At 48.3% G+C, this 16,551-nt stretch carries 14 protein-coding genes; 6 read left to right on the plus strand and 8 right to left on the minus strand.

The genetic code is table 11. The features are described 5' to 3' along the window. Nucleotides 1-26 precede the first annotated feature (26 nt). Nucleotides 27-368 carry an arsenate reductase (glutaredoxin) gene (arsC, locus tag Q0389_RS06060; RefSeq protein ID WP_298692729.1) on the plus strand — a complete coding sequence of 114 codons (342 nt, stop codon included), beginning with the start codon at nt 27-29 and terminating at the stop codon, nt 366-368. Here the strand turns inward: arsC and Q0389_RS06065 are convergent. After that, nucleotides 365-2,008 carry a methyl-accepting chemotaxis protein gene (locus tag Q0389_RS06065; protein WP_298692732.1) on the minus strand — a complete coding sequence of 548 codons (1,644 nt, stop codon included), beginning with the start codon at nt 2,006-2,008 and terminating at the stop codon, nt 365-367. The two genes, arsC and Q0389_RS06065, sit on opposite strands and share 4 nt — an antisense overlap. 81 nt (nt 2,009-2,089) lie before the next feature. After that, a complete protein-coding gene (locus Q0389_RS06070) occupies nt 2,090-2,854 on the minus strand; it encodes a M15 family metallopeptidase (RefSeq protein WP_298692734.1) in 765 nt (254 codons plus the stop codon). Between the two features lie 112 nt (nt 2,855-2,966). Here Q0389_RS06070 and Q0389_RS06075 point away from each other — a divergent pair, with 112 nt between their 5' ends. Next, a complete protein-coding gene (locus tag Q0389_RS06075) occupies nt 2,967-3,305 on the plus strand; it encodes a hypothetical protein (protein ID WP_298692737.1) in 339 nt (112 codons plus the stop codon). On the opposite strand, the gene Q0389_RS06080 is transcribed toward Q0389_RS06075, so the two are convergent. Next, nucleotides 3,259-4,593, minus strand: coding sequence for a bifunctional diguanylate cyclase/phosphodiesterase (locus tag Q0389_RS06080; protein ID WP_298692740.1), 1,335 nt, complete (start codon nt 4,591-4,593; stop codon nt 3,259-3,261). The two genes, Q0389_RS06075 and Q0389_RS06080, sit on opposite strands and share 47 nt — an antisense overlap. A 223-nt stretch (nt 4,594-4,816) precedes the next feature. Between Q0389_RS06080 and Q0389_RS06085 the strand changes: the two genes are divergently transcribed. Together Q0389_RS06085 and Q0389_RS06090 are read left to right on the plus strand one after the other, a co-directional pair. Then, a complete protein-coding gene (locus tag Q0389_RS06085) occupies nt 4,817-6,151 on the plus strand; it encodes a diguanylate cyclase (RefSeq protein WP_298692742.1) in 1,335 nt (444 codons plus the stop codon). Then, entirely contained in the window at nt 6,148-9,075 is a 2,928-nt protein-coding gene (locus tag Q0389_RS06090) for an EAL domain-containing protein (protein ID WP_298692744.1), read from the plus strand. The genes Q0389_RS06085 and Q0389_RS06090 overlap by 4 nt, the downstream gene beginning before the upstream one ends. An 11-nt stretch (nt 9,076-9,086) precedes the next feature. On the opposite strand, the gene Q0389_RS06095 is transcribed toward Q0389_RS06090, so the two are convergent. Then, complete coding sequence (locus tag Q0389_RS06095) at nt 9,087-9,377, minus strand: c-type cytochrome (RefSeq protein WP_298692747.1); 291 nt, start codon at nt 9,375-9,377, stop codon at nt 9,087-9,089. Between the two features lie 31 nt (nt 9,378-9,408). Next, the gene (locus Q0389_RS06100) at nt 9,409-10,179 is read right to left on the minus strand and encodes an RMD1 family protein (protein ID WP_298692749.1); all 771 of its coding nucleotides are present in this window, start codon (nt 10,177-10,179) and stop codon (nt 9,409-9,411) included. A gap of 94 nt (nt 10,180-10,273) precedes the next feature. Between Q0389_RS06100 and Q0389_RS06105 the strand changes: the two genes are divergently transcribed. Further along, entirely contained in the window at nt 10,274-11,455 is a 1,182-nt protein-coding gene (locus Q0389_RS06105) for an OmpA family protein (protein WP_298692752.1), read from the plus strand. Here Q0389_RS06105 and Q0389_RS06110 read toward each other — a convergent pair. The 3 genes from Q0389_RS06110 to Q0389_RS06120 are packed head-to-tail and all read right to left on the minus strand — an operon-like array spanning nt 11,448 to nt 15,258. After that, on the minus strand, nt 11,448-13,772 hold the full coding sequence (locus Q0389_RS06110; RefSeq protein ID WP_298692754.1) for a diguanylate cyclase: 2,325 nt from the start codon (nt 13,770-13,772) through the stop codon (nt 11,448-11,450). The genes Q0389_RS06105 and Q0389_RS06110 overlap by 8 nt on opposite strands. After that, entirely contained in the window at nt 13,772-14,653 is an 882-nt protein-coding gene (locus Q0389_RS06115) for a hypothetical protein (RefSeq protein ID WP_298692757.1), read from the minus strand. Before Q0389_RS06115 ends, Q0389_RS06110 begins: the two co-directional genes overlap by 1 nt. Next, on the minus strand, nt 14,650-15,258 hold the full coding sequence (locus tag Q0389_RS06120) for a hypothetical protein (RefSeq protein ID WP_298692760.1): 609 nt from the start codon (nt 15,256-15,258) through the stop codon (nt 14,650-14,652). The genes Q0389_RS06115 and Q0389_RS06120 overlap by 4 nt, the downstream gene beginning before the upstream one ends. A gap of 290 nt (nt 15,259-15,548) precedes the next feature. Between Q0389_RS06120 and Q0389_RS06125 the strand changes: the two genes are divergently transcribed. Next, on the plus strand, nt 15,549-16,544 hold the full coding sequence (locus tag Q0389_RS06125; protein WP_298692762.1) for a hypothetical protein: 996 nt from the start codon (nt 15,549-15,551) through the stop codon (nt 16,542-16,544). Nucleotides 16,545-16,551 lie beyond the last annotated feature (7 nt).

Here is a 16,551-nt window from a genome sequence, read left to right on the forward strand (position 1 = left end):
ATAGCAAAAACAAATGGAGAGATTCTATGATAATCTGGCATAACCCGAAATGTTCAAAATCACGGGAAGCATTAAAATTATTAGAGGAAAAAGGTACGAACAGCCAAGTGTTCAAATATCTCGATACGCCTCCCTCTCGCGATGAGATCGTTGCACTGCTTCAAAAATTGGGGATTTCGGCGCGTGAACTGATGCGTACCAAAGAGGATTTATATAAAGAACTGGGGCTTGCAAAAGTGACTGACGAAGCGAAACTGATCGATGCGTTGGCGCAACACCCGAAATTGATCGAGCGGCCGATACTGATCGACGGAAACCGCGCCGTAATCGGCCGCCCTGCCGAAAAAGTGATCGACTTTTTAGCCTAAGTTCTAAACTTTTGGAGTTTTTGGTTTAGTTCGACCGTGTTGGTATCCAAACCGTGAGCGACGTCGGTGATTTCGGAGATACTTTGCGTATTGGAGGATGCTATCGCGTTAATCGAATCAATTTTTGTAGAGATCATACGGATACCCTCGCGAAGTTCGTCCATCCCCTGCGTAGAACGGTGAATCCCTTCTGCCGCAATGTTCATGAGCGACGATGAAGTCTGAATGATCGTTTGAATCGATCCTGAGTCTTTTGAGACGATATGGATGGCATCTGCCGATTTATCCATTTTTTGGCTGGTTTGGGCGATGGCATCGACGATGGCGTTGATCGTACGGTTGATCTGAGACAGACTCTCCTGTGTCCGCTCCGCCAGTTTGCGCACTTCGTCGGCAACGACGGCAAATCCTCGTCCGTGCTCGCCGGCACGGGCCGCTTCAATGGCGGCATTGAGGGCGAGAAGGTTGGTTTGATCGGCAATGTCGCCGATGATATCGAGTACCCCTTTGACCTCTTTTGCCTGCGATGTGAGGTTCTTGAGATCATCAGACAGAAACAATTGGGTTTGGGCAACATTTTGGATATCATCGTTCATCGCTACAATTTGCTGACTTGCATCGGAAAGATGGGTCGAGGCCTCGGCGATTTGAGTATCGCTCTGTTGAGCGGTTACGGTCGAGGTACGGACGATTTCCTGAAGCGCCATAATCTGGGTATGGGTTTGGGAGATATCGGTAGCACTCGCTTCAAGACGATTTCGGATCACGCCGCATACACGATTGAGTTCATACGCGGAAGAGATACTTTCATCCGACGAGCTTTTCATCCCTCCCATCATTTTTTGCAACTCTTCCATCGAATCGTTCATATCTTTTGCTGCGATCGAGAGCTCATCGCTTCCCCGCGCTTCGATGCGGTGTAGCAGGTCTCCGGAACGGAGATGATGGGCACTTTGGGTGATATTGGCGATCTTGCTAAGCAGATCACGGGTAATCAGACGCAGAATCAGATAGACGCACAGCATACCGATAGGGAGGATGATCGCGATTAGTATAAGGGTTCGGCGAAATTCTTTTTGAGCATTTTCATAGAGATTTTGAGCATTAGAGATCTGCATCTCGATCAGTGTATCGATCTGCTCATCCGCAGGAGCGAGACTGTAGGGAAAATCGCTGGAAACCAGATCGTGGATTCCCATAATATCTTTATCGGCGATCGTTTTTTCCAGCAAAACGATGGAGCGTTCCGCACGATCCAACGTCTCTTTGGCATCGGGGAGAGAAGCACGCTCTTTTGCCGTCATGGAACCTTTGAGATAGGCATTCCAACGCTGGGTAAAATGTGTATGAGCGGCTTGGACCGAAACGGCGGCTTTTTCAAAATCTCCTACCCCTTCGGAGAGGTCGGTAGCCGTTTTGAGAATCTCTTTGTCGATCGCATTTTTACAGGCACGGAGATTCTGAAGCGGCTGGAGACTTTGGGTATGGATCGTATTGAGTGAGGTGTTGGATAAAAACATTCCGGCAATACCGATCGTGATGGCAACAATAGCAAAAAGCTGGGTAAGGACGACGATCAGCGTAATTTTTTGACGAATCGATAAGCGGGACAAAACGGAAGCCGAGAGAGGCAGAGACATGAATGTGCACCTTGCAAGAAAGTGCGCAAGTATAAAAGGGGATGGTTACGGTACGATCACAAGAAAGCGCTCCTTTTGGTCTCACTCTTGCATACGACAGGCCGGAGCAAAGAGTTCGGGACGGTATTCGAAATGCATCGTATCGTAGTGATACCATCGTCCTCCCCAGATAAATCCGTGTTTCTCAAAGATCCGGACGATGGAGAGCGGCATGGTGTTGCGATAACCGATGTGAGCCGTTTCGCTCGGGGCTTCGTCTTTCCAATACTGGGTTTTGGTCGGTGCCAGGTCGATGGCGATCCCGAAGCTGTGCATGGAGAGGCGGTCGGTGTCTTTGATCACGCGGTAGGCATAGGTGGTCGCCCCTTCGGCCCAGATACGCTCTTTTTTCGGTAATTTTGCGATCTCCTGACCGATGGCATAGAGCTTTTTATCGACTCCTGCTACTTTAGTGACGGGGAGTTTGACGGAGCCTTTGAGGGTAGGCCATTGGATCATCACCAGATTTTTTTCGACCGCAGCTTTGTTTTTGCCGTAAAGTGCCTGGAAAAAAGGTTGATAACGCAGACGTCCCGGATCGAAAAGATAGGGCGGAGGAGTTTCAAATCCCCCCGCATCGTAAGGCTGGGAGAGCTGGATGGAGAGATCGGCATTGTTGATCTTATCATCCCACGATGCCGTCGGTTTATCGGTATGGTAAGGGAAAACGGTTCCGTCTTTGAGGGTGAGGGACGTGTTATCGGCTTTTGCGACGAGATCGCCGTAGCCTTGCAGATAACATTGCGGGTTCCCCCATGCGAGGGCGGCTGCGACTCCCGATAAAGCCAAAATCTGTATAAAACGCATATGTATCTCCTATGTATGAGGTGATATTTTAACTGAAAAAACTACGATACGCTTCACGATCACTCCACACTCGGATGTCATGATGGGACTATCTTAACAATAGGAGTCTCCTATGAAAACAGTTAAATCTATCAGCACGGTGTTAGGTGCTACTTTGATCGTATCGGCTTCGGCATACGCTTCTCCCGGACATGATCGGGGGTATTATTCCCCTGCGCATCATCACAATGAAGGACGTTATGAGCATAGAAGCAACGGCAATTGGGTCGTTCCTTTGGTAATCGGAGGCGTTTTGGGATATGTTCTGTCCGAACCGCGACAGGAAAATATCCGTTACGTATCGACCGTACAAAGACCGGTCGTGTATGCTTCGCAACCGATGTATCGGGAACAGTGGGTTTATTTCAGCGATTGTGACTGTCAACGTAAAGTATTGGTCCCGGTTCGTTAAGTTTTTTCTCTTTTTTTTCGGCATACATTGCCATATCCGCCGCTTTGATCAACTCCGCGGCATTCGATGCGTGATCGGGATAGAGTGCGACCCCGATGCTCGCCTGTGCCCGAATCATCGTCGAAATATCGATGCGGATCGGTTCACTGATAGCGGCATTGATCGTATCGTATATCGTTTGTAAATGCTCTTCTCCTCGAATCTCCTCGATCAAGATGATAAACTCATCCCCTCCGTAGCGGCAGACGGTATCGCTGGTACGGAGGCATGCCTGGATATTTTTCGTGATATCGCGCAGAAGCCGGTCGCCCGCTTCATGACCGTATCTATCATTGATCAGTTTAAAATCATTGAGGTCGATGAAAAAAAGAGAGACTTTTTGTCCGCTACGTTTTGAACGGGTTATGGCATGCGTGAGCCGATCACCTAACGCATTGCGATTTAGCGCACCGGTAAGCGGGTCGTGTAAAACGCGATGGGTCAGTGCATCGACATGAGAGGCGATTTGAGTAATATCGTGGAGATTGGCGATGTAGCTCACCAGACGGCTTCGATGATAAATCGCTGTGAGAGTGACGCTGAGGATTTTCTCCCCGTTGAGCGAGGGTTTGTGAACCGTTCCTCTCCAAGTATTATTGGCATCGAACTGAGAGAGCAGGGTATTAAACGTTAAACGTTCCTGGAAGAGGTATCGGCCGATATGGGTTCCGTAAATATCGTTTTGATCATCGAGTTCCAATGCGAAAAAACTGCGGTTGGCAAATTCGATCAACCCTTTGCTGTCGGTATAAAAAATAGCGTCTCCCGCACCTTCAAGCGCACTTGAACGTTTGTTGAGTTCATCAAGAGTCTTTTGCGAGACGGTGATATCCTGCGCCATGCATACGATCTCTCCTTTTCCCCCTTCCAGACGGCGGTTACGCCATTCGCAGAATATTTCGCTTCCTCTCTCGGTGATATTGTAGTTTTTGGAGTAGCTGATCCCCTCGTCGGCAGCTTTTTGAAGAACCGATATGACGTGAGCCTGATCGAATACCGGAACAATCAGCTCGACAATATTTTCTCCTTTCACTTCGGTGCTTTGCCAGCCGAAAATGATTTCCGCGGTTTGGTTCCATTCGATAATCCGGTGGTATTTGTCAACGACGATTAACGCCAAAGGGGCATCGGAAAAAAATTGCCAGTAACGTGCTTTTGCCTCTGTTAAACGGCGGTTAAGTATGATGGAGTAGATGACCCATACGGCCAATACGACGACAAGCGAGGGGATAGCCAGAAACTCAATCATACGAGGATGAAAAGAGGAGGCGTCAACAATGGAAAGGGGACAATACCGATTAGGGTACAAAGGGATACGGTGCGGGAACTCATAGGAACAGGCGGCATCCTTTGGTAATTTTAAGCATTATATTACGTTTTTTATTATTTACAGTTTAAGCTATTTTGACGGTTTTTATCTATTTTGAGAGTGCAAACGGTATAATAAAAATAACTAACGAGGAGGCTGGTTCATGTTTTTCCCCACCCTTGGGCTTATCGCAACGACCAATGTCATTACGGTCGATATCCATCATACGATCCAAGATGCCCTGAATAAAATGCATACGCATAATCACCGGAGTGTGGTTGTTGTCAATAAAACACTCCATTATATTATTACGACGAAAGATATTATCCGTTTGAAACTGGAAGGAGTCCCTTTTTCCACTCCCCTCTCGCAGGTGACGTTGCGCCCTTTGCCGTTGATTGACAAAGAGAGCAATATTATCAATGCGCTCAATTTGACCAATAACGAAGACGAGCATATCTGTGTCTGTAATCCCGATGGAAGTTTATACGGGCTGGTGACTAACAGCGATATTGTTGCCAGCGTCGATCCTCAGGTCATTCTCGATACGCTTCAAATCGCAACCATATTTGATAAAAAATACGGATACAAAAGCTTTCTTCCCGACACTTCGATGGCGGAAGTGATGGAGTTTATGAAAGATTCGATCAGCGATTGCGTCATTATTCAAGAAGGGAATGCTCCGCTTGGAATATTTACCTCAAAAGATATGCTCCGTTTCATCGGCGAGGAGAACCCTTCGCATATCAAGGTACGTGAGGTCATGTCCTCTCCCGTAGAGACGATGACGCATAAAGCTTCTATCGGCGAGGGGCTGGAGTATCTTCGCAGCCGGAATTTCAAACGGATCGTTGTGACTGACGATGAGGGGCATGTTCTGGGGATTGTGACACAGGAAGATCTGATTTCGCGTACCTATCTGAAATGGTCGCAGCTGATGCAGGATCATTTCCGTCAGTTTGAAGAAATTACGCAGATTCTTCAGCAAAAAAACCAGCACTTGACGCAATTGGCTACTAAAGATTCGCTCACCGAAATCCATAACCGCCATATGTTTTCCGAACTTTTCGGCAAAGAGCACTCTTTTGCCAAGCGTCAACAAAGCAAGCTATCGCTGATGATGATCGACTTGGATTGCTTTAAACAGGTAAACGATACCTACGGACATAATATCGGCGATTACGTACTCAAAGATTTTTCGGCACTCGTCTCCTCTTCCGTCCGTGAAGCGGATCTTTTCGCCCGCTGGGGAGGAGAAGAATTTGTACTCTTGTTACGAAATGCAGGCTGCGAAGAGGCGTTCGGAGTAGGTGAAAAAATCCGCTCCCTTTTGGAAGCGCAACGGTTTGACGAAGTGGGGTGTGTTACTTGCAGTATCGGGATAACCGAGGTTTATAGCGACGATACCCTTGCCAGTGCGATTGAGCGTGCGGACAGCGCTATGTACTCTGCAAAAAATGCGGGACGAAACCGCACCGTTGCTTGCGAAGTCGAATGAAATCCATAACGCTTAAATCGATCCTTTCCTCTGAGCCTTTTATGCTCCGTGCCGAAGAGGCGGTTGCCAAAGCGTTGGAGCTGATGGCCCGGCACGGCATCAGCTCGGTTATTATCGTGAATGGGGAAAAACGTCCTGTCGGTATTTTTACGGAGCATGATGCGTTACGGGTCGTCGCGGAGAGAATCGATACTCAAACGTTATTAAACGAGGTGATGACTCCGGAACCTTTTTGCGTTCAAGAGAGTTTTGAATTACACGATGCTTATGCGGCGATGGAGAAGAAAGGATACCGTCATCTTGTCGTCATCAATACGGCAGGTGAATTTACGGGAGTCGTTAGCGAGGGAGATTTTCTCCGTCATATCGGATTTGAACAGTTGAGCCGACAGAAGCTTGTTGCCGACGCGATGGGCAACTCTCCTCTCATTGTCAAAACGGAGACTCTTTTAGGCGATGCCGCGAGACTGATGCAAATGCGCAAATGTGACTATGCCGTCGTTTTGGACGGCGGGGAACCCGCAGGGCTGATTACCGAGCGCGATATCGCTCATCGGTATATCGAGGAAAGTAATGCCGCCGATCAAAGGGTGGCGGATGTGCTGCATCGGGATTTTAAAATCATCCAAAAAAATCTGCCTCTTCAAAAAGCGGCGATCCTGATGGAAGAACACGGAATCCATCAGCTTATTGTCGAAGATGAGACGGGGATGCTCGTCGGACTCTTGAGTCGTCACGATATATTGCATGCGATTCACGGCGCTTATTTCGATTTTTTAATGCGGGTGATCGATCAAAAGAACAGTGCGATCATCAACATGGGAGAGCGTAAAAAAGAGCTCTTGAACGAAAAATCGGCTGTCGAAAAGAGCGTACAGAAGTTTCAAAAACTTTTCGAATCACTTCCTGACGGGGTCGTGTTACTGGATTCGGCTTCGACAAAGCCGGTTGAATTTAACAAGGCGGCATATGAACAGCTTGGATATTCGCCCGAAGAGTTCTCACAATTAACGATTAACGATTATGATGCGATTGAGTCGGCGTCGGAGACCCGCCGCCGGGTCGAATCGATTGCTCTCGACGGTCAAGACAGCTTTGAGACGAAGCACCGTACCAAAACGGGAGAACTGATCGATGTATGGGTGAACGTCATCTCTGCCGATATCTTGAACCATCACTATATGATTGCCGTGTACCGCGATATCAGCGAGCAGAAAACCGCACAGCGGAAACTATTGTCTCAACAAGAGCAGTTGGAACGTCAAAGTACGTTTTTGCGGACGTTGTTGGACAATATCCCCGATCTGATTTTTTCAAAAGATTTAGAAGGGAACTATTTGGCTTGCAATAAAACGTTTGAACGTTTTTTCGGTGCGGCGGAATCGCAAATAGTAGGAAAAAGCGATTTTGATTTTGTCGATCCAAAGTTAGCACAATTTTTTCGCGAGAATGATAAAGCGGCTATCGATTCGGGACGCCCGCGTAATAATGAAGAATATCTAGTATTTGCTGATAATGAATATGAAGGGATATTTGAATCAACCAAAGTTGCCATGAAGGACAATCAGGGGAATGTAATCGGATTATTAGGCATATCCCGTGATATTACCGAGCGCAAAGAGAATGAAAAACGGCTTGAAACTCTGGCCAATTATGATCCGCTGACAGGACTGGCAAACCGCTCTTTGTTACAATCGCATTTAAAAAACGCGATCGATAAAGCCAAGCGGGATAAAACGCGGCTGGCTCTGCTCATCTTTGATTTGGATCGATTTAAAGATATCAATGACAGTTACGGACACGGTGCGGGAGACGAATTATTGTTGATGGTTGCGGAACGATTTTCTCTGCGTCTGCGGGAAGGAGATTTGATCGGCCGTCTCGGCGGAGACGAATTCGCGGCGGTGATTGAGGATATTACGCGTCCGGAGGATGCCGGACGGCTGGCCGAAGAGATGGTCGCGGCGCTGCAGAGCGGATATCAGCTCTCGGGCGGAGAGTCGATCCATGTCGGTGCCAGTGTCGGGATCGTTTTGTTTCCTGAGCACGGGGAGGATGCGGCGGTATTGTTACAGCATGCCGATGCCGCTTTATACAAAGCGAAATCGGAAAGAAGAGGTACGTATCGCTATTACACCGATGAACTGACCGATTCGGCCCGGCATCGGATCGAAAGCGAAAGTCGGTTGCGCCGGGCAATCATAAATAATGAGTTCGAACTCTATTACCAGCCGCAGGTTCATATTGCTACGGGGCGTATTCTCGGAGCCGAGGCGTTGATCCGATGGAACGATCCCGATCGGGGAATGATCCCTCCGAGTGCGTTTATCCCGATTGCCGAAGAGACGGGGTTGATCGGAGAGATTGGTTTGTGGGTGCTTCGGGAAACATGCCGTCAGGGAAAAATTTGGCTTGACGGAGGATATCGTCTGACGTTGGCGGTGAATGTATCGGCACATCAGGTACATCATCAAAATATCCCGAAGCTGGTTGAAGAGACCCTTTTGAACAGCGGATACCCTGCTAACCGACTCGAACTCGAGCTGACCGAAAGTACGCTAATGCAGCGCGAAGAGGAGACCGTTGCGATGTTACACAGTTTAAGAGCGCAAGGGATACGGCTGGCGATTGATGATTTCGGTACGGGATATTCTTCGCTTTCTTATCTGAAGCGATTTCCGATCGACGTGCTCAAAATCGATAAAAGTTTTGTAGACGATATTCCGTTTGAGGCGGACGATATGGCAATCGTTACGGCTATCATTGCGATGGGACAGGCACTGGGATTTCAAGTTTTGGCTGAGGGGACGGAGCGGATCGAGCAGATTGATTTTCTGCGCGAAAAAGGGTGCACGATGTACCAAGGATACTTTAAAAGTCCGCCGTTACCGGCAAAAGAGTTTGAAAAGCTGCTGATCGGTTAGCCGACAGCAGATTATTTCAACGTCTCTACGTATGCGGCGACCTCTTTGAGCTCGTCATCGCTAAGGGGCGCAAGAGAGGCTTGCATCGTCGCTTTTTGCTCACCTCCGAAGGTTCCGTTTTTGTATCCGACGAGTTTTGTCAGGACATCTTTGCTTCCGGCGATCTCTTTGCCGGCGATAGAGACCTCTTTGCCGTTGTCCCCATGACATTCGACACACGCTTTACCGTAGACTTTCATCCCCGGGCTTGCCGCGAATACGGCTGAAACACTTAGTATCAGACTCAATACGATTCTTTGCATGGGAACTCCTTTTTATCAGATTGTAGCATAATCACTTAATCATCTGCATAAGCCCCATCGCAATCTCTACGGCGATCAGGACAATGATGATCCACTCCAAAAACTCGCTTTTTTTGTGATTGATGAGGTCCATGACAAGCATAACGTCCTCTTTGATCTGTGCCAGTTTTGAGAGGGCGATTTCATGCCGATCGTAGAGTTCTAAAATAAATGCGAGGCGGTTATAGAGGGCTTCGGCCTCTTCGTTGTCCCATAGAATGTTAGGTTTGTCGAGGAGAAGAAGATTGCTCACCATGTCATGACGGGTGAGTGCGAGCCGTTTGGCAAACTGCATCAGATGGCTGCGTCTCGTGATCGAAAAGGTTTGGATCGATTCGACGATCCGGCGGCTTTGCATAAAGAGGGTATCGAGCCGTTTTTCATACCGTTCGAGTCCGACGCTTTGAGAGATCGCAAGAGCGATGACGTTAAGATTCAGCGTCGATACTTCGCGCAGATAGATTGCTTCGTTGGTCACTTTGAACCGTTCTTCCATCAATGGATCGATATGGATCGGATAGTCCTGGGTGATGGTATCGCTTTCGTCTTCGATGATGATCCCCAGTGTCGAAAGGGCATGCAGGATTGTTTTTTTCTCTTCGGCGATGAGAGAGAGGACACCGAACGGAGAGAGGACGACATGGAGTAAATCGTTTCGTCCGTAATAGCCGTTTTCGACCCCTTTGTTCATTTGCAGTTCCAAAGAGTATTCGATGGTCGCTTTGGTTAACGGTCGGTCGAGATAGAGGGATAATAAGTTCATAATGGTCTCCTTTAACCGAAGATTTCCTTGATTTATTGTATCATCTCTTCATTACAACGAGGTGATAATGCAACGAAATATAGTAACAATTTTAATGGGATTAGGTTTAAGTTGGGGATCGCTTTGCGCAGATGTTTCCGAAATGATTTTTTATCCGCAGGCCGATTTTTCGGAAGGGATTCTCCACTTTAACTACCAAGGTGTGAAAAATAAAAATTATGGTTTTATGTTTGACCGCGGATTCGACCCTGAACGGATCGTATATGTACGCCCCGAAGGGCATACGGTCGAAAAACTCAAAGACGGAACGATCAAACTCACTTTCCCGAATACCGACCGCTATTCATATATTCAGCGGGCGTATAAAGACGATTTTCTGGTTTCGGATACAAACGGAATCATTAAAATTCTTCTAAGCGGAGGAGACTGTAAAAGCAGCCCGAACTGTGTAACGGCGGAGAATATTTTGACCGTCGACGTCCCAAAAGGATACGGAGTCCGCAAATACCAGGGACTCGATCAGGATCTAAAACCGTTGAAAAATCCCCAATGGCAGCAAAAAGGGAACGTCTACACCCTGTTTGCTCGGGATGTCAAAGGGGCATGTATTATGATGGAGCTTGAAAAACTCAAGCCCGGACAGATACAGCCTCCGGTAGTCATGGCGAGTTCGACAGAGACACCGCGTCTGAGTGAAAAACCGAAGGTTATCGATAAACCGGTTGAAAAAACACCTGCACCGATTGAAGTGAAACCGGAAGTCGTCGCCATCGCCGGGCCTGAGAAAGAGACCCCTGTTCCGGAAGTCGTGAAACCTGAAATCGTTCAGCCCATTTCTCCGGTCGTCGTTGCCGTCGAACCGAAAAGTGAAAAACCTTCGGGCATCGGCGCTTCATCAGCCGAAAAATCTCCGGTTGCTCCGGAAGAGTATTTTAGAAATTTTCAACTGTTTCAAAGTCGGATCGTAGCGTTATCAGATGCGGGAAAAGCACGTTTAGACGGTTGGGTAAAAGCGTTCAAAGCGGGTAAATACCATTCGGTAACGATCAATTCGTATACCGATAATATCCCTCCGCAGCGATTGAAGGCACAATACGCGACGAATGAAATCCTCTCTGAAGCGCGAGGGAAAATGGTCGCCGATTATCTGGCATCGCAGGGGATAGATGCCAAAAGCATCACGGTAAACGGAAAAGGGGATGCCGATCCGGTCGCTTCAAATGATACGGAAGAGGGGCGATCGAAGAATCGGAGGGTGGAGTTTATCGTCAATTGACGCATACGCGGTTGCGTCCTGTCGTTTTAGCGTCATAAAGCGCTTCATCGGCATGGATTATCAGCGCTTCGGGAGTATCTAAGCCGTTATATTCCGAAACGCCGAAACTGGCCGTTTGGATATATTTTGCCAACAGTGCTCCGGCAGAAAACTGTTCCCGAAATTTCTCAGCGAGAATTGCCGCTTCCGATGCGGTCGTTTCAGGACAAATAATTAAGAATTCTTCTCCTCCCCACCTTCCGACGATATCGCTTTTCCGACAGTTTTGGCGCAGTAGGTCTGCGGATGCTTTGAGTACTTTATCTCCGGCATGATGGCCATACGTATCGTTTACTTGTTTGAAATAGTCCAAATCGACCATGATGATCGAAAGGGCTCTTTTGTATCGTTTGGCACTTTGGATCGCTTGATCGATGCTTTGATCGAGCATATAACGGTTGGCGATACCGGTCAGGGCATCGGTCGTAGAAAGTGATTTCAGTCGTATATTGGCCTCTTCCAGCTCATTTTGAGTCAATCGCAGACTCTCCATCGTCATCTTATAAACACGGTTGACGCTACGGAGTTTGCGGGTGTAATAGAGTAAGATCGCGACGATCAGAAGAAAGGGGAGAACGATTTTTAGAATCCACTGCCATGTTATGTGCTGCGTGTATTCGATGATGATATGGCGATTGTAGATAGCGTCTCGTTCTTCAGGAGTGATGGATGCAAGCGCTTTCTCCATGATTCCCGCAAAGATCGGCCAATCATTGCGGATACCCATCGCCAATTCGAACTGATGGGGGAGTTCTCCTGAGATTTTGAGATTGGAGTATCCCTCGTTTTTGATAGCATACGTAATAGCGGCAGTATTGTCGATAAAGGCAAAGGCTTTTCCGGTCGAAACGGCTTCCAGACCTTCAGCGACCGTGTCGACTTCCAAACGTTTAATCTGCGGATAGTAGCGCTTGAGTGTTTCATAAGCGAGATATCCCCGTGCTACAGCCACTGTTTTTCCGCTCAGGCCGTGAATACCGTCGATGTAGCCGACCGTATCCGTGGTCGCAATGACCATCCGAAAGTTGAGATATGGGGCAGTGAAGAGAGCATAGGTCTCTCGCTGCGGGGTTTTAACCGCGCACGTGTACATATCGAGGCGGTGCTGTTCCATCAGTGCTACCGCATCTTTCCAAACCCCTTTGGTGTTTGGTTCGAATCGTATTCCCAGTTTTTGGGAAATCAGTGCGACGTAATCGGCGGCGATCCCTTGATATTTTCCTTTGTCGTCCAGATATTCGAACGGAGCCCATTGTGTATCGATAGCGGTGTGAATGACGGGATGCGCTTGGAGCCATGATTGCTCTTCCGCCGTGAGATCAAGAGAATTCGGCCGGGCATCGCGATAAAGATACGCTTCTAGCGGGACGGAAGCGTTGATGAGACCGTGGCGTTTGAGAAGATTTTGGATATATTCGAACCGTCCGTAATCGAGGGTTCCGAGCGGGATGGTGGAAGCGTCGATCACCGATGCGATTCCGGCGGCTTCATAACGCAGCTGCTGCACGGTTTTATCGGGGGCATATTTGGTATGGATCAGATTGATGATCTCTTCTTTATGGGCAAGTGCGTACTGCCATCCGAGCAATGTCGCCCGCTTCATAGCGGCTACCCGTTCGGGATGGGTATGCAGTTCGTTTTGAGTGGTGAAAAGCATATCTCCGTAGAGATCGACCCCGAAATGCTGCGGATGGATGATGTTGGTCTGAACCCCTTTTTGGAACAGTTCGTAAGGCTCGTTGGTGACGTACCCGTGGTGTGCGGCTACCCTTTTATCCAAAAGCATGCCTAAATCGAATTTGGTATTGACCCTCTCTATCCCTTTTTTAAGCACACCCGTCTCATGCAGCATCGCCAAAATAGGCAATCCGTCCGCATCGTTGGGATAAAGGGCGACTTTTTTCCCGATCAGTTTATAGGGGCTGTCGATGCCGCTGCTTTTGAGGGTAATGAGGACGTTAGGAGAGTGTTGAAAAATCGGTGCGACGATGACGATAGGCTCTTTTCGCGCCTGGTATAAAAACAGGACCGAATCGGCGATACCGTATTGGGACTCCCCTTTGAGAACCTGCTCGATATTGTTTTGGGCAATGTCGCGGTCTTTGAGGGTGACATCGAGCCCTTCTTTACGATAGTATCCCTGCTCAAGCGCGGCGTAATAGCCGGCGAACTGGAACTGGTGATGCCATTTAAGCTGGATGGAGACTTTGTCCAATGCAAAAAGGGGCGAGAGGAGGGGGATAAGAAGTAGCCATAACCAAAGAATGGAACGTTTCATCAGAGTTGCTCGTAAAGATCAAACAAATCGATCCCCTCGGGAAGTTTGGGTTTCCCATCGCGAAACGAACGGGTATGGGCGATGAGGCGTTTAAAATGTTTGCGCAGGTGATAGGCATCGGGGACGTTGGGCCGGAACCAATCCCCTTTGGCACTGAAAAGCCAGTCGATGGCGGCTTTGATGTCCAGGAGCGTATACCCTCCGGTCTCAATCAGCAGCCGGATCTGTTTTGCCCAACTCATTACGTCGAAGGGCTCTTCGAACTGAGGATCGATCGAGGAGAGACGGCGGATGAAATACTGGGCCATTTCGAACTCTTCGCCTGAGGGTTTGGTGTCGGCAAGCATCTGCTCCGAAGCGACGACGGGGGCATTGGATGCGATCTCTTTGCGAACCCACCGTTCAAATTCGGCACACCAGTCGAACGAACGGTTATTTTTGGAACGCTGATAGAGGTTGAAATCATCGAACAGTTCCCGGCGTAATCCCTCGCGATCACATAGCTCCAGCGCGAAGACGTGTAGCTCTTCATACGTATCGTTTGAGAGGTTGAGATAGTAACTGCTGTCGCTGTATTGGGCTGCTGATACCGATGGAACCGGAAGCGTTTTTTCCGGGGCAGGGGCAAACGCGTAGCGGATCATCACCCCCTGATCCGTTTTTCGCCGTACGGTTTTTAAAATCCCTTTTTTGACCATCCGATCCAATGCCTCGACCACTTCGCGCGGAGTATGGCGGAGGATTTGGGCCAGAGAGGAGGCATCGATATCTGAGGGTTTGTCTCCCCAGTTTTGGGTATGGCGCGCGATGAGAGGGATAAGAGCCCGCTCCATTACGCTAAGATCGTCGCGATCGATGAGAAAGGTCGGAAGAGAGATCATGAGTGTTTCGCTTCCCGCAGAAGCCGAGTCTTCAATCCTGAGGGGATCAAGTCGTTTTTGTCTCTTTCCCTCCGGATAATCTCGGTACGGTACTCGTGAAGAACACGTGCTTCAAACAAAGAACGATCCAGTGAAACATAATCGTAAATCCACCCTTTGCTCAGGATCTTGACGACGTTGATGTCGGTCTCGTCCAAAATAGGCTGAGTCTCTCCGGAACGTTTAATCGAAGTGAACCGTATCTGTTCGAACCGTTCTAGAGCACTTTTTTCCGAATCTCGGGTGAGGGTGATCTCGCGGCGAAGATCGTACATCAGCGTATAGAGCTTATGGGTTCGTTCGGAAGCTTCGATATCGACAGGGGTCAGGGAGTGTGCTTCGAATTCCGCCGCGATTTGGGCGATTTTTTCGAATCCGTTTTTATACGGCATATCCCGCAGTGAGAGACGGCGGAAGAATTCGCGATAGTGTGAAGGGCGGATATCGCGTACGAGATCGTTGACATGCGCACGAAGATTAATATCTTCTTCAATTTTGAAATATTCCATCAGCGAAGTGACGAATTGGGTGCGGATTTGATCTTCGGTCGGTGTGTTTCGTTGCATAAGTTATTGTAGCAACAAATAGCTTTAAAAGATAAAAAGAGTGCCGCGTAAAACGGAAATTATCCCGCCCGCTATAGGTGAGCCGAACGGGGAAGTAAAAGATTCTTTAAAAATAAGGTAAAATAATAACGGGTATTTATTGTGGTACCCTAATCCCGTACAATGAGGTTCCCATTCTAATACTCGATCATACCGTTATCCCGGAGGGCGATACCGAACTCGGCGATAATCTTTTATACTACGACTACAACATCGACCATCTCTTGTCGCTCGAAGCCAAAGGGTTGACAATGGAAGATGAAGGATACATCAGCGCTTTTCGCTCGTTTGAAGGAGAGGTATATGAAAATTACATCTACGAGAAGCTGCTTAGATATGCGACAAATGAGCCGAGGATTAAAAGTTTTATTATCAAAGGGCCCCACAAACACCGTACCAGAGCCCAAAGCGACGCTTTATCGGTGAGCTGGAAAGGGCAGATCATCTACCGCGCCCGCCATAAAGAAATCGGCGAATTCGACGGTCTTTTGTTTACCGATAAAGAGCTCTATTTCGTCGAGATGACGTTGGTCAAATCGGTCAGCAATCTGAAAAAACGGCTCCGAAAAAAACGGGCTCTTTTGGAGGTTCTTTTTCCCCGGTATAGTGTCAAAGCAATCCTCGTCCTAAACGAAGGGGTCACCGGAACGACCGATTTGCCGCCGTACGCGTCGGTGTGGATTACCAAACCCTATAGTGCACGTCATATCCTCGAACGTTTGAGTACGAAATCGCCCCGTATGCCGATGATCCGTATCGAGAGTTCCAAAATCGCCCATGCCGAGGAGCTGAAAGTCGCCGCGTTCAAATATTATGCGACCCTTTCGTGGATGCTCCGCTCTCTGCGGGCAAAAACCCCGATCGATATCGAATTTTTCAAAAAAAGTGCAACACAGCGTTATCACGACATTTATACCAAAGTGTATGCGGGGTATCTCAGCGTCGCAGACTTTAAAACTATTGCACCGGACCTTTCGTGGGAAGGTAGCAATGCTTCACGGGTCGTAGTCGCGATCGAGAAAGATCACTCCGGAGGCTATTTCCTGACCTATTTTATCCGCCACGGTGCCAAAAAACTCGATAATGTTACCGTAGTAAACGGAGTGAGCAAAGTCGTCAAAAAAGATCCGTTCGGCATCACCCTTACGGAGATGAATCATTTGGATAAAGTGATGGACGAGAGTTTCCTGTATTCGCTCGAACAGCACAGAGCGTTGGAAAGAGTGGTCTCTAAAACGACGCATTAACCGTCAA

It is taken from the genome of uncultured Sulfuricurvum sp. (assembly GCF_937936435.1).
GTDB lineage: Bacteria > Campylobacterota > Campylobacteria > Campylobacterales > Sulfurimonadaceae > Sulfuricurvum.

Bases quoted from the DNA above. Each gene is read 5' to 3' on its own strand.
- Q0389_RS06075 (WP_298692737.1), top strand. From the start codon at position 2,967: ATGAAAACAGTTAAATCTATCAGCACGGTGTTAGGTGCTACTTTGATC.
- Q0389_RS06085 (WP_298692742.1), top strand. From the start codon at position 4,817: ATGTTTTTCCCCACCCTTGGGCTTATCGCAACGACCAATGTCATTACG.
- Q0389_RS06080 (WP_298692740.1), bottom strand. From the start codon at position 4,593: ATGATTGAGTTTCTGGCTATCCCCTCGCTTGTCGTCGTATTGGCCGTA.
- Q0389_RS06065 (WP_298692732.1), bottom strand. From the start codon at position 2,008: ATGTCTCTGCCTCTCTCGGCTTCCGTTTTGTCCCGCTTATCGATTCGT.
- Q0389_RS06105 (WP_298692752.1), top strand. From the start codon at position 10,274: ATGGGATTAGGTTTAAGTTGGGGATCGCTTTGCGCAGATGTTTCCGAA.
- arsC (WP_298692729.1), top strand. From the start codon at position 27: ATGATAATCTGGCATAACCCGAAATGTTCAAAATCACGGGAAGCATTA.
- Q0389_RS06070 (WP_298692734.1), bottom strand. From the start codon at position 2,854: ATGCGTTTTATACAGATTTTGGCTTTATCGGGAGTCGCAGCCGCCCTC.
- Q0389_RS06110 (WP_298692754.1), bottom strand. From the start codon at position 13,772: ATGAAACGTTCCATTCTTTGGTTATGGCTACTTCTTATCCCCCTCCTC.
- Q0389_RS06095 (WP_298692747.1), bottom strand. From the start codon at position 9,377: ATGCAAAGAATCGTATTGAGTCTGATACTAAGTGTTTCAGCCGTATTC.
- Q0389_RS06125 (WP_298692762.1), top strand. From the start codon at position 15,549: ATGGAAGATGAAGGATACATCAGCGCTTTTCGCTCGTTTGAAGGAGAG.
- Q0389_RS06120 (WP_298692760.1), bottom strand. From the start codon at position 15,258: ATGCAACGAAACACACCGACCGAAGATCAAATCCGCACCCAATTCGTC.
- Q0389_RS06100 (WP_298692749.1), bottom strand. From the start codon at position 10,179: ATGAACTTATTATCCCTCTATCTCGACCGACCGTTAACCAAAGCGACC.
- Q0389_RS06115 (WP_298692757.1), bottom strand. From the start codon at position 14,653: ATGATCTCTCTTCCGACCTTTCTCATCGATCGCGACGATCTTAGCGTA.
- Q0389_RS06090 (WP_298692744.1), top strand. From the start codon at position 6,148: ATGAAATCCATAACGCTTAAATCGATCCTTTCCTCTGAGCCTTTTATG.